Here is a 12,630-nt window from a genome sequence, read left to right as displayed (position 1 = left end):
CATGATTAGTCCGGCCTGTACTCTAAAATATCCCCTGGCTGGCAGTCCAATGATTGGCAAATAGCCTCCAGAGTCGTAAGCCGAATGGCCTTTGCTTTATTGTTTTTTAAGATCGATAAGTTTGCCAAGGTAATATCCACTTTGGCGGCTAATTCTGACAGGCTCATTTTTCTTTTAGCCATCATGACGTCTAAATTTACGACGATTCCCATTTCCTGCATCCTTTCTCTATATCGTTAAATCATTTTCTTCTTTAACCTCGATGGCCTGACGGAAGACTTCAGCCAGAACGATGGAAAAAAGTCCAGCAATGATAAAAATCATGGTAATAATTGTGGTAAGAACAGAGTTGTAGAAAAAGATTTTCAGAATATAAGCGGCTGCAATGATAAAGCAAGCCCATCCTACTCGGTTCAAACTTTTCACATTATCCATCATGAAAGGATTTCTTCGATTGAGGGTTTTAAAGATCTTTCGAATCTCATTCACTAACGCAAGACATACGATTCCGGTAAAATAGAGGAATCCAAGCATAAAAGAATAATTTTCGCTGCTCGTAGAATGTAGCGTATTCAAATACCATCTCAATCCATAGGGTAGGGTGATTGTGATTGCTAGTCCGCCCAGGAAAACCAAATCCAGAATCCATTTTACTAAAACAGATAAGCTTTTTTCGCCCAAGATTAACATGATTGTTCCGAGCCCTCCTTGTAATTAATTCTTACAAAATCAGTTTAAGTCTTTGTTTACTAAAATTCAATAAATATTTATTGAATTACGATAAATATTTATTGAAACGTAGCGGAATATATTAATTAATAGCGGGGATATTCTCAGCAAAAGGTAAAGGTAAAGTGGAAGAACAGGGTAGTAAATGAGCGATCATGGTATAATAGAGGATAATGTAGAATGAAAAGGTGAATTGATAGATATCTATCTCCTATAGATTACGAAAGCGAGGGAATGAAATGATTGTTGCCCATCAACGAGATGTCCTTGGAACGCGTATGAGCAGTGCTGATGCTGAAAACGTGCTAAAAAAAGTCTTGATTTCTCCCAATGAGGGTTGGGGCGGCTATGTTATGCGTTCATTTGAAATTGGCCCTTACGGTCATACGCCTAAGCACCAACATGCTTGGCCTCATATCAATTATATTTTAGGAGGCAAGGGAATTCTTCACCTTGACGGTAAAGACTATCCGGTTGAAGCAGGATCTTTTGCTTATGTGCCAGGAGATCAAATTCATCAGTTTCAGAATATAAGCTCAGAACCTTTCGCCTTTATTTGTATTGTCCCAGAAGAAGGAGATAAATAAGAAGAAGAGCAGGTGGAACCGTAACTTGAAAAAAATGACGGCCAAGGTAACTTTAACCTTGACCGCCATTTCTCTGTAGAGCTTTTACTTCTCCATTTTTCTCATAGCCAGACCTTTGGCAATCACCGATTGCACCACAGCTGAACATCAGAGACCAGCAGGGTTTTTCGTGAGACAATCACATCCGGTATTCGCTCCTGTATGTTTCTTTATATCGTCTAAGGTAGAGCAACATTGAGCTACGGCTACATGATGTAAGATTTCCTCCTCTGTAACATTTGCACAATAACAAATCGTAATCGGCGATGAAATATTTTTAAACCAGATCTTATTGATCAATTCGTCTTGAAATATGGTTTTATGGCCATCCTGAGTATAGTAAGCAACTTCACATTCAGGAGTTCTACAGAGAAAAAACTGTTCCGCTTCAATTTCAATACTAGGTTGTATTTGATGTTCAACCGTTTCCATACGTACTTTCTGACCCATCCCGTTACATATAGGGCAGGTTGAGATTATATTAGAGTCTCCGGATAACTTAAGCATAATGGAACAAACCTTCCTTTCATTCCTGCAAGTTTTCAATGACTGGACAACTATCACGTTTATCTATTCTATGAAGGGAGAGAAGAATACAGTGACTATTAAGTAAAGAGAATAGGAGGCCTGGGGTTGATGGACCTACTTCAGAATCAGGATAAAAATAAAAACACCGCGACATCGAGTTGTTGAGGAACGATTTCGAGTGCTGGTCAGCACAATGAATCTAATACTGAGAACTGCCAAATCTGTGGGGGAAAATTAGAATACTTCGATTTAGGAAGAGAATTGATTTGCGTTCAATGTGGGAAAAGAGAAATTGGCAATATTTCTTGTCCCAATGGACACTATGTCTGCGATGAATGTCATGGGAAAGGTCTTTTCGATACGGTAAAAGAATACGTTTTAAGCAGTAAATCGGCAAATCCTTTTGAAATTGCCGAATATCTAATGGACCAGAACAATATTCCTATGCTCGGTTGCGAAAATGCGTGGATAGCAGCAGGCGCTTTGATGGCAGCAATCAAGAATGAAGGAACACTCAAGGTTACGGATGATCAGATTGTTGAAGTACTGAATAGAACAAAGAGACAAGCCATTGGAGGATATTGTGGACTCACAGGAGTATGCGGAATTGCCCCAGCCATTGGTTCCTGCTTTAGTGTCCTTTTAGGTGCGGCTTGTTCGAAAGATCAAGAAACAGCGATGACTATGAAAGTAGTCGCGAGAATCGTGGATAAGATTAGCGACGAAACGGGTCCTTGTTGCTGTAAAAACTTTGTAAGAACGGCTTTAAGTGAGGCTATTTTATTCGTTGAAAGGTATTTTACTGTTTTCTTGCCTTCACCAAGTAAAACAATTATTTGTACTCACAGTTCACGTCACCCTCATGGATGCAGAGAATCTAGATGTTCCTATTTTAAATAAAGGTAATACCCCTGTTAACATATAGCAGAACAGTCTAATCAAGTCAAGGCTTGAAACAATCTCGTCTTCGAATTAAAATGGCGTAGGAACATATATGGTCTTGAAATGTAGTGGGGGTAATGAAGTTGGAAAAAGTTCTTTTAATCGCAACAGGGGGAACAATTGCTATGCGCAAGGATGGCTATGGCAAGGCAGTCCCCGCTGTGAGCGGTTTTGATCTGTTAGAGAGTCTTCCTAATCTTCGGAAAGAAACCCAATGGGAAATCGTTGATTTTAGTAATGTGGCCAGTTGTAATATGTCACCCGAGAAGATGTTAGAACTCGCGCGGATCGTTGAAAATAACTTCCATAATTCCAGTATCAAGGGGGTCATAATAACCCATGGAACGGACACCTTGGAGGAGACCGCTTATTTCTTAGATCTCACGATTCGCGATACGCGTCCGATTATTCTCACGGCATCTCAACGGGATGCATCTGAGCAGGACTCGGATGGACCGAGAAATCTACGTAATGCGATGTTAATTGCGAAAAATGAACAGGCAGTTGGACGAGGAGTCGTGATTGCACTCAATGAAGAAATTCATGCTGCACGCGATGTTCGTAAACTTCACACGAGTCATGTTGATGCTTTTAATTCTGGAGAAAGCGGTGCTTTAGGGGGAATCGATAATGAGGATGTCATTTGGCATCGTAAGCCTGAACCTTCAGTTAATTTTGGACTCCCTCAACGTTTAGCGAATGTAATAATCTGTAAGGTATTTACAGGGATGTCACCCTTTATCCTCGAATGCTTTCTGAATGAGAAAATCGAGGGTTTGGTCATAGAAGCTTTTGGCAGAGGAAACTTACCACCAGAACTAATGCCAATAATTCAAGAGTTTATTGCACGGAAAATCCCAGTCGTGGTAACCTCACGCTGCTTATTTGGTAGAACCGCACCCGCGTACGGGTATCCCGGTGGAGGTGCAGACCTAGAACGTTCCGGGGTTTGGTTCGCCTCAGATCTTTCAACAGAAAAAGTCCGGTTACTTATGAGTATCGCCTTGGGGAAAGGTATTGAACCACTAGAGCTGAAAAAAGTTTTGGCCCGTGGTGGCGTCCAGTAATCATGTTTGGCTAAGAACAGCTATAAGTCTTCAAAAAAATAAGCGAGCAACCGCTATTTAATTTAGCAGTTGCTCGCTTATTTTAATATAATAAAGTGTACCCAATATATACCAACTAAGGAGGGATTTTGATGTTTTTAGTTGGCACAGCCATTATTAGTATTGCTATCTTAATTCTAATTGCATTGGGGATAGTCTTCTAAGTAATAATTAGTGGAGGAGCCCCTTAAGGCTATGACCATAAGTTGAGCATAGCCTTAAGTTTTTTTGAATAACAGAATAGATTTTCCTTCATATTAATACTAAAGGAACTAGAAAGGATGTATTACACCAGAAATGAAATTGCTGACATAATGATTGATGGTTAAGATAAAATGCATAGAGGAGAAATTCGGAGAAAAACGGATATATAATGAGCAATTTTGAAGTTTTTCGGTATGATCATAGGTTAAATGGGGTATTCTAATTTTTTTTATTGACAACCTGTTACTTTATGCTAAAATTGTTCTCGATGAGAATTTGGGTAATCGGACAAATGTTCGGCTCGGATTCCTTCCTATTTTGTAAAAGAAAAGGGGGCAACGATGACAAGATGAGTAATTCTCTGGGACGTCATGTGTTGGCTGAGATCTATGGTTGTAGTTTCGATATTCTTAATGACCGAGAAAAGGTCGAAACGATCATGGTCAACGCAGCCCTGGAAGCAGGAGCAGAAGTACGTGAGGTTGTATTTCACAAGTTCAGCCCACAAGGAGTCAGCGGCGTTGTTGTTATTTCGGAATCGCATTTAGCCATTCATACATGGCCGGAACTTGGCTATGCAGCCGTAGACGTCTTCACGTGCGGGGATCGTGTCAATCCCTGGGATGCCTGTAATTATGTAACGGAACAATTTAAGGCGGGTCATATGACTGCTACCGAAATGAAACGCGGGATTTTTGAGAATCCAAAGGAAGCGGTAAATCTTTAGGAGGGATATTTATTTTATTCCAGACTAGGATGTCGGCTGACTAATAGGCCTTGTGACAGGTTTGTTGCAAGGTCTATTAATTTAGGATATAAGTCCTTACTCTTGCAGAAAATATAATCATAAAATCTCCGGTGAGTTTTCACTTAGCAGGAATTTTAGGTTTATTATAGAATAATATTTAGGTTAGGCTTCAAAAAGTTAAGGAGAGATGGCCTTGTTTCCACTCAAAGAAAATTTTACAAGAGAACTTGAAGAGATAAAAGAAACACTGGAACGTGAAATACGATTTAAAGCGGCTGAATTTGAGGAACTAGTTGAACTTTCTTCAAATGATTTAGATGAGAATGCCTGTCCCTTGATTGTGTTGGCTGTGAATCGTTCCTTCGGAGGGAATGCCCGTCCAGCGGTTGCACTCGCCACGATCGTACAATATATTTTTATGGCAGATCAAGTTCATCGTCTTATGAATGATAAGCCGGATTTAGATGAAGATGAACGGCAGTTTCCAGTATTGGTTGGGGATTTTCTCTATGGAAAATTCTTTTTAGGGTTATGCAAAAATAAACTGCTCCACTTATTAGCGCCTTTAGCTCAAGTTATTGCGACTATGAATGAGGGGGCTATTTCACGTTGGCAAACCCTGCGTGAAAGTGGCAACGAAAGCAAACGACTCGAAATACTGGAAATGGAGCGTGCAACTATAACTGGAGTAGCAGCCAGGCTAAGTGCTGAAATCACAGGCTGCTCAGAGAAGATACAGAATAGGTGTGAAGCATTGGGTTGGGAATTAGGACTTGCCTGGGGTGCTTGGCAGGATAAAATGGAAATGCGAGTCGTTCAACAATCCCTGTCTCGTGCAAAAGCGATTCTTCAGGAATTGCCTGAGGCAGAAGTCAAACCTCTTTACGAACTTTATGACTATATGGAAAAGAGTTTGGCGGAGGCAGTATAAACATAATATGTTTTGTCAGGTGAAGAATTACATGCTAAAATTGAGAAGACTTTGGATTATGTGCAGTTAATGGTCTATGGGAAGGATGTGTAGGAATGCGCAGGCGGAAACGTAATGATGAAAACATGCCGCTTATGGAACATATCCGCGCCTTACGAAAAGTCCTTGTTATTTCAGCCTATGGTATCGCATTAGGGACTGTGCTGGGATGGGCTTTTAGTGATATGATTTTTGCATACTTGGCGCGTCCAGTTCTTGAGCTAGCTGGCGTGTCTTTTATTACGACAACTCCAATGGAACCGATGATGGTCAAACTTAAAGTTTCGATCGTGACTGGAGTTGTTGTTGCCTTACCTATTCTCATATGGCAGATCTGGTCTTTTATTTTACCTGCTCTTAAACAAACAGAGCGCAAGTATTTGTATATGATTGTGCCCAGTTCTATATTCCTTTTTCTTCTGGGTGATGCATTTAGCTTTTACTTGGTTATTCCACTTGGAATAAAATTTTTATTATTCACAGGCGGGTCAATTCAATCGACCACTTTGGTGACGCAAAGCTCTTATCTAAGCTTTTTAATCACGTTTATCTTGACCTTTGGGATCGTTTTTCAGCTTCCCATTGTTCTGCTACTCTTGATCCGTATCGGAATCGTAACCCCCCAAACACTTGCTAAAAAGCGAAAATGGGCATTTTTTGGGATTGTTGCCTTAACGATGCTCGTCTCACCAACACCGGATATACCGACCCAATTATTAATGGCCGGTCCGATGTATTTACTTTATGAAATCAGTATTTGGTTGGGGTATTTAGTCGTTAAAAAACGAGAAAAGGCTCTGAACGCGTCATAGGAGGGGAAATACTATGGGCTTTTCAATGTCAGAACTCCTCATTCTGATGGTGATCGGTGTAATTATTTTTGGACCTGAAGATTTGCCAGATATTGCACGGACTGTCGGAAAATTCGTTTATGAAATGAAGAAAATATTTAATGATGCAACAAAGGATTTGAAGGATGTAACCCAAGATTTTACAGATGTGAGCAAGAATATTAAAGACGTTATCGAAACGCCATCTAATATTATCAATAAAACAATTGATGAATCAGTAAAACCTGTTCTGGATATGAATAGTACAGGCTCTAAAAAGCAAAATGGCGAGTCACAAGTAAGTAAGGAAGCAGAGGAAGAGCTTCTTACCTATGATGAAGTGGATAATTCTTCCTCTAAACCGCAGTCCAAAGATCAGGATAAGGGTCTAGACCCACTAGCCGAGCTTCCAGAAGATATGGTATCATATAAAAGTTGAAAATAAGGGTGCAAGCAGGTGAACCGGTTTTGAAACAATTGTGGTTGTTTAATCAGATCAACTCGGACCTTCAACGCGTAGAGAAAGAACTTCATCGGTTCGTCGAAACAGATTTTCCGGTACTTGAGGAATCAGCAGTTCATTTATTAGACGCTGGAGGGAAGCGATTACGTCCCGCATTTGCTCTTCTCGCAGGAAAATTTTATGGCTATCCTCTAGAAAAGTTACTTCCAGTTGCAATGTCTTTAGAACTTATTCATATGGCTACATTAGTTCATGATGATGTAGTCGATGATTCTAAAACACGTCGTGGTAGGCCTACGGTCAAAGCGAAATGGGGTAATGTCGTTTCTGTTGCGACAGGGGATTATCTTCTGGCTCGCTCGCTTGATCTCATAGCAAAGATTAATCATCCCAAAGTATCACTTATCCTCGCTGAAGTCAGTGTCGAAATGAGTCGGGGTGAAATTCAGCAGATTAAGGCTTCCTTTGATGTTAAACAGAATTTAAAGCAATACTATTATCGAATTAAACGGAAAACTGCACTTCTTATTGAAGCAAGTTGTAAATTAGGTGCCATTGTTTCTGATGCTCCCAGACGTCAGGTGTGGGCACTTGGAGGGTATGGTCATGCTATCGGAATGGCCTTCCAAATTGTAGATGATGTCTTAGATGTTACGGCAGAAGCGTCTCAATTGGGGAAACCAGTTGGTGGAGATTTATCTCAGGGAATTATGACCATGCCGATGATTATCGCACTTCAACGTTCTTCTCAGAAGGAACGACTCTCTTATTTACTGGGTAAAGAGGATAAAACTGAGCTAGAGGTTAGAGAGGCAATTCAATTGATCAAAGATTCTGGTGCAATTGATGAGTCTATGCGATGTGTTGATCTGTATATCCGTAAAGCGAAAAGTTATCTTCAAGAATTGCCGAATGTGCCAACGCGAAAAGCGTTAGCTGATTTGGCACAATTTATTCGTGATCGGAAATTCTAAACAAAAAGCATCTCTCAATGAAATGTTATGTTTCAAATGAGGGATGCTTTTAATTAATCTAAGAATGAACATTCCTTTACTTTCGGGCGACGTAATTTAGAAGTATCTCGTAAAAAAACGAAATATTAAGAGGGTAAGAGAGATATAATACCAAAATTAACCGAATATAGATTTTTATTTCTATTTTGGATGTGCTAAAATTCAAGAGGAAGCTCATGAATATTTGCCAAATACGTTGTGAAAGTTCGGGCAAATATAAAGAAAGGGGTTAGATACATTATGACAATTCGTTCTAAGATTAACTTAACCCGTCGAGCCGCAATAAAAATTGGAGTATTAACAACTGCAACACTTGTTATTGGAGTCTCGCCATTTCAAAAATTTCAGGTAAGCAGTGCACTCGCTGCAGATAATACCGGAAGTAGCTCAAAGCAACTCGGTTTCTCCTATGACCAGAAGAAGTGCATTGGATGCAAGCAGTGCGCATATACTTGTAAAAAAGTGAACAAATGGGAAGCTGGAGTTGAATGGAGAAAAGTTCATGTAATAGCGACTGATAAAAAGCCTGTCTTTTTATCAATGAGTTGTAATCATTGTGCAGACCCTGCTTGTCTCAAGGTTTGTCCTGTTGGCGCTTATACAAAACGTGAGAAAGATGGAATTGTCGTACATAACTCTGCTCGATGCGTAGGCTGTAAGTATTGTATGTACGCCTGTCCTTATCATGCCCCACAATTTGGAGAAACGAGTGGTGCAATTTCCAAATGTAGTATGTGTTATCAGAGAATCGATGAGGGACAAAAACCAGCTTGTGTTGAGGCATGTCCAACGAAAGCCCTTCAATATGGCGATGTAGTCGACCTTAAGAAATTAGCGGGAGCTGTTACACAAATTGCAAATTTACCTTCACCTGAAATAACCCAACCTTCCTTTTATATTATTCCCAAGCCATGATTTCTTAAAAATTTAAAGAAATTCTGAGTATAGCAAAATTATTTGGGGTCAAGAAAATAAGAATAATGATGTGGAGGAAGCGCTCATGGAAGAAATTTGGGGATGGTTAATTGTTATTTATCTTTTTATGGGAGGTTTAGGAGCGGGAGCTTTTCTTACCTCTTTTGCCGCAGGAAGAGGGTGGATCGGAAATTCTCCTGCACTTCAGCGCATAGGCTATTTTATTTCAGGACCAATTGTTGCTCTAGGAACGATACTTTTGGTTTTTGACTTGGGTCAAGGACTGAAAAAACCCTGGTTATTAATTGGCTTACTTGCGAATCCACGCTCTGTGATGACTTGGGGTGTATATATTTTAGCCTGCTTTATTGTTGTTGCATTAGTCGTTGGTTTTTTAACTTGGAAGAAAAAAGTCGTTCCGAAAGGTTTCATTTATGCTGGGGCATTCCTCGCGTTGGCAACAGGAACTTACACAGGGTTACTGGTCGCTGTTATTACAGCAGTACCATTCTGGAATACCTACCTTATGCCTGTTCTATTCGTGGTATCGGCACTATCTACGGGAATGTCGATAACCTCAATTTTAAGTTATGTGTTGGAAAAGGGTCAAAAAACGGATGAACGGAGAATATGTAAAATCCATATCGGTTTAGTTGGAGCTGAAGTTGTTCTTCTTCTCGCTATCTTTGCCACGATGCTTTCGGGTCGCCATGGGGCAGTAGGAATCGAATCTGCAAAGATGATTCTTGCAGGGTCACTCGCTTTGCCTTTTTGGATTTTACTCGTGGGTGTCGGCTTAGTTATTCCCCTCGCGGTCTTTATGATGAATTATAAAAAGTTATCAAAATTTAAAGTTAAAGTACCTGTTAAATTTGAAGTTGCTACAGCATCAAGTCAAGCAGAACATTCAGGAGCACATGTTGAAGAAATCGATTGTTCACGCTCCTTATTAACCGTTGATACTGGGGTTATTATCGGAGGATTTATTTTAAGATTCGTCGTTATCTTTGCAGCGCTCCCCCTATGGAATGGCGTTTTGAAGTAAGCTAAAAGATAAATTTATTAAATATAAAAGCAAAGCTTATTATTTCATGTATCATTACCTGTAACATGAAAAAAAGCTTTGCTCTTTTTTTATCAAAATTTAGTGAAAGTGAAGACAAACTTTATATAATTAAGAAATTGAACGTGAAAAAAGAGGTATGAGAATGAAATCTGTCTGAAAAGAAGTTACTTTTATCAGTAGGAGAAATGGAATATATATAGTAAAATTATATTCGTGCAAACCAATGTACAAGATTAAGGGGAGTGGAGGTATTTCATGAGTGATCAGTCTGAAAGCGTAATGGACAAGGTTTGGAATGTTTTCAGTTCAATGAAGACGGGATTAATTCTCTTAGGCGTTATTGCTATCGTATCCGGTATAGGTACTTTAATTCCGCAAGAAGCATTGGATCCGTCGGGAGTGAAGCAAGTCAACACGATATGGAAAACGCTTGGCTTTACGCATCTGTACTCAACGATCTGGTTTCGACTTATACTTGGACTACTTTGTGTAAATCTTCTCGTTTGCAGTATTCAACGTATCGGCGGAATTTATCGTATAACGTTTAAATCTATGCCACCGCAATCGTCAAAAGGTATACCTCAAAAAATCCAAACCAGAATCTTGGGAAATGAAAAAGAATTGCGTGAAGCTGTGACCGATGTACTTAACCGTAAAGGGTATCATCTGACGACGAATGAGCAAGAAGGACAATGGAGTTTTATAGCACAAAAACATAAATGGGGTAATTGGGGCTCATTAATCACACATATTGCTTTTATTTTACTTATTTTAGGTGCCCTCCTAGGATCAATGATCGGTTTTAAAGGGTTCTTTATGGCAGGAGAAGGGGAGACTTTATCAATTCAGCAAATCCAAGTGAGCAAAGGAAATGTTAAAGAGAACTTTAGCGTTCAGATCAATTCTGCTGAGGATCGACTCCTTGCTAATGGAGATAGAGATAATTGGTACACCGATTTGAGTATTCTTGAATCGGGCCAAGAGGTTGCCCGCCAGACACTATCTGTTAACCATCCATTTTCCTACAAAGGAGTTACATTTTATCAATCAAGCTTTGCCCAAGGAGGTAAATTTACCGCAGATGTGAATGGTCAAAAGGTTCCTTTTGTCCTTCAGAACCAAGGTGGAAATTATTTTGAGGTTCCTGGGACAAATCTTTATTTTATCCTTGCTGCAATGAAGGCTGATCCCAAAGCACCGGTTGTCCTTTATCAAGCCTATCAAGGATATTCTTCACAGCCTGTAGCGATGGGTCAAATGAATTTAGGCCAATCGAGTAAAGTTAATGACACGGTTTCGTTAACGTTTGATGGGTTAACGAGCTTTACCGGCCTTCAAGTGAAAAAGGATCCTGGGGTAAATTGGGTTTGGTTAGGATGCGCGTTTTTAATGCTGGGGCTTGTTCTCTCCTTTTATTGGAGACCGTACACTGTTACAGGTATTCTCGAAATGAAAAAGGAATCCGGCTTACTTATGGGGGCAGTCCGAGGGAAACTTGCAGTGGGAACACAAGATGAGTTTAAGCGGATTGAGGCCGATATAAAGGAGCGACTTACGGCTGATTCATCAGCAGTTACCCGATGAAATTCGTGAATAAGGGGAGAGTGTAACATGAACGAGACCTTAAACAACCTTGAAGTGGCTATGTTTTACCTCATGATTATTGCTTATTTATCAAGCACAATGTTGTACTGGTTAACACTCGTCGTAAAAAAGGGATGGCTTGAACATTTGGCCACAGGAATGGCATTGCTAGGCCTAGTCGGAAATACAGTTGCACTTATTTCACGAGCGATTATTTCCCAAAGACCCCCCTTATCGAATGGATATGAATTCATTCTCACGTTTTGCTGGGGGATTGTTGCAGTTTACCTGTTCGCACAAGTGAGGTACAAGGTGAAATCTTTGGGAAACTTTGTAATACCCATCCCTCTCCTGCTTCTATTATTTATCATTATGACCATGGGACCTGATGAGCGGGTTGCCTCTTCAATTCCTCCAGCTCTGAAAAGCCAGTGGTTAACTTTCCACGTCATAACAGCCATGCTCTCCTATGGTGCGTTTGCGATTTCCTTTGGATTAGGTTTGATGTATTTACTTAAATCTCCTAAGGAAGATGAAGATGGAAAATCAAAGGATCAAAGTTGGATTTCCCGTTTTCCTGCTTCCCAGGTTCTTGATGAGCTTGCTTATAAGATCATCGGTTTCGCCTTTCCAATGTTGACCCTATGTATCATAACGGGAGCAATCTGGGCGAATTATGCATGGGGAACGTATTGGTCTTGGGATCCGAAGGAAACCTGGTCCTTGATTACCTGGATTATCTATGCGGCGTATCTCCATGCTCGATTAATGTATGGTTGGAAAGGGAAGCGAGCTGCTTGGTTAGAGGTACTTGGATTTATTGCGGTTCTTTTCACCTTCTTCGGTGTTAATTATCTCTTGCCAGGCCTGCATTCCTATGCATAAGAAAACTCGGTTAGAAAGGGG

At 40.2% G+C, this 12,630-nt stretch carries 15 protein-coding genes; 12 read left to right on the top strand and 3 right to left on the bottom strand.

The annotated features are described in order from the left end of the window. Positions 1 to 5: 5 nt before the first annotated feature. Positions 6 to 212, bottom strand: a complete 207-nt coding sequence (locus DESME_RS08950; protein WP_006718362.1) for a helix-turn-helix domain-containing protein — start codon at positions 210 to 212, stop codon at positions 6 to 8. Positions 213 to 228: 16 nt separating this feature from the next. Continuing rightward, the gene (locus DESME_RS08945; RefSeq protein WP_006718360.1) at positions 229 to 690 is read right to left on the bottom strand and encodes a DUF2975 domain-containing protein; all 462 of its coding nucleotides are present in this window, start codon (positions 688 to 690) and stop codon (positions 229 to 231) included. Between the two features lie 278 nt (positions 691 to 968). Here DESME_RS08945 and DESME_RS08940 point away from each other — a divergent pair, with 278 nt between their 5' ends. After that, positions 969 to 1,316: a cupin domain-containing protein gene (locus tag DESME_RS08940; protein WP_006718359.1), complete on the top strand. Its 348-nt coding sequence runs from the start codon at positions 969 to 971 to the stop codon at positions 1,314 to 1,316. A gap of 84 nt (positions 1,317 to 1,400) precedes the next feature. On the opposite strand, the gene DESME_RS08935 is transcribed toward DESME_RS08940, so the two are convergent. Beyond that, positions 1,401 to 1,862, bottom strand: a complete 462-nt coding sequence (locus DESME_RS08935; protein ID WP_242072673.1) for a (2Fe-2S)-binding protein — start codon at positions 1,860 to 1,862, stop codon at positions 1,401 to 1,403. 129 nt (positions 1,863 to 1,991) lie between these two features. Here DESME_RS08935 and DESME_RS08930 point away from each other — a divergent pair, with 129 nt between their 5' ends. The 11 genes from DESME_RS08930 (at position 1,992) to ccsB (ending at position 12,609) form a co-directional block, all read left to right on the top strand. Then, positions 1,992 to 2,783, top strand: coding sequence for a DUF5714 domain-containing protein (locus DESME_RS08930; RefSeq protein WP_427846173.1), 792 nt, complete (start codon positions 1,992 to 1,994; stop codon positions 2,781 to 2,783). Positions 2,784 to 2,908: 125 nt separating this feature from the next. Then, positions 2,909 to 3,892 carry an asparaginase gene (locus DESME_RS08925; RefSeq protein ID WP_006718353.1) on the top strand — a complete coding sequence of 328 codons (984 nt, stop codon included), beginning with the start codon at positions 2,909 to 2,911 and terminating at the stop codon, positions 3,890 to 3,892. A 592-nt stretch (positions 3,893 to 4,484) separates the two neighbouring features. Further along, the gene (gene speD, locus DESME_RS08920; protein ID WP_006718351.1) at positions 4,485 to 4,862 is read left to right on the top strand and encodes an adenosylmethionine decarboxylase; all 378 of its coding nucleotides are present in this window, start codon (positions 4,485 to 4,487) and stop codon (positions 4,860 to 4,862) included. Between the two features lie 214 nt (positions 4,863 to 5,076). Beyond that, positions 5,077 to 5,814 carry a polyprenyl synthetase family protein gene (locus DESME_RS08915; protein ID WP_006718348.1) on the top strand — a complete coding sequence of 246 codons (738 nt, stop codon included), beginning with the start codon at positions 5,077 to 5,079 and terminating at the stop codon, positions 5,812 to 5,814. 95 nt (positions 5,815 to 5,909) lie between these two features. Then, positions 5,910 to 6,665: a twin-arginine translocase subunit TatC gene (gene tatC, locus DESME_RS08910; RefSeq protein WP_006718346.1), complete on the top strand. Its 756-nt coding sequence runs from the start codon at positions 5,910 to 5,912 to the stop codon at positions 6,663 to 6,665. Positions 6,666 to 6,678: 13 nt separating this feature from the next. Beyond that, positions 6,679 to 7,122, top strand: a complete 444-nt coding sequence (locus tag DESME_RS08905) for a twin-arginine translocase TatA/TatE family subunit (RefSeq protein ID WP_006718344.1) — start codon at positions 6,679 to 6,681, stop codon at positions 7,120 to 7,122. 29 nt (positions 7,123 to 7,151) lie between these two features. Further along, positions 7,152 to 8,120, top strand: a complete 969-nt coding sequence (locus DESME_RS08900; RefSeq protein WP_006718342.1) for a polyprenyl synthetase family protein — start codon at positions 7,152 to 7,154, stop codon at positions 8,118 to 8,120. A 279-nt stretch (positions 8,121 to 8,399) separates the two neighbouring features. Beyond that, a complete protein-coding gene (locus DESME_RS08895; RefSeq protein ID WP_006718340.1) occupies positions 8,400 to 9,074 on the top strand; it encodes a 4Fe-4S dicluster domain-containing protein in 675 nt (224 codons plus the stop codon). A gap of 85 nt (positions 9,075 to 9,159) precedes the next feature. Then, positions 9,160 to 10,119, top strand: a complete 960-nt coding sequence (nrfD, locus tag DESME_RS08890) for an NrfD/PsrC family molybdoenzyme membrane anchor subunit (RefSeq protein WP_006718337.1) — start codon at positions 9,160 to 9,162, stop codon at positions 10,117 to 10,119. 276 nt (positions 10,120 to 10,395) lie between these two features. Beyond that, positions 10,396 to 11,724: a cytochrome c biogenesis ResB family protein gene (locus DESME_RS08885; RefSeq protein ID WP_006718335.1), complete on the top strand. Its 1,329-nt coding sequence runs from the start codon at positions 10,396 to 10,398 to the stop codon at positions 11,722 to 11,724. A gap of 27 nt (positions 11,725 to 11,751) precedes the next feature. Further along, positions 11,752 to 12,609 carry a c-type cytochrome biogenesis protein CcsB gene (ccsB, locus tag DESME_RS08880; protein ID WP_006718333.1) on the top strand — a complete coding sequence of 286 codons (858 nt, stop codon included), beginning with the start codon at positions 11,752 to 11,754 and terminating at the stop codon, positions 12,607 to 12,609. Positions 12,610 to 12,630 lie beyond the last annotated feature (21 nt).

This window comes from Desulfitobacterium metallireducens DSM 15288 (assembly GCF_000231405.2).
Classification (GTDB): domain Bacteria; phylum Bacillota; class Desulfitobacteriia; order Desulfitobacteriales; family Desulfitobacteriaceae; genus Desulfitobacterium_A; species Desulfitobacterium_A metallireducens.
Note: the sequence above shows the minus strand (reverse complement) of the source record. Positions and strands in the feature narration are given on the sequence as shown.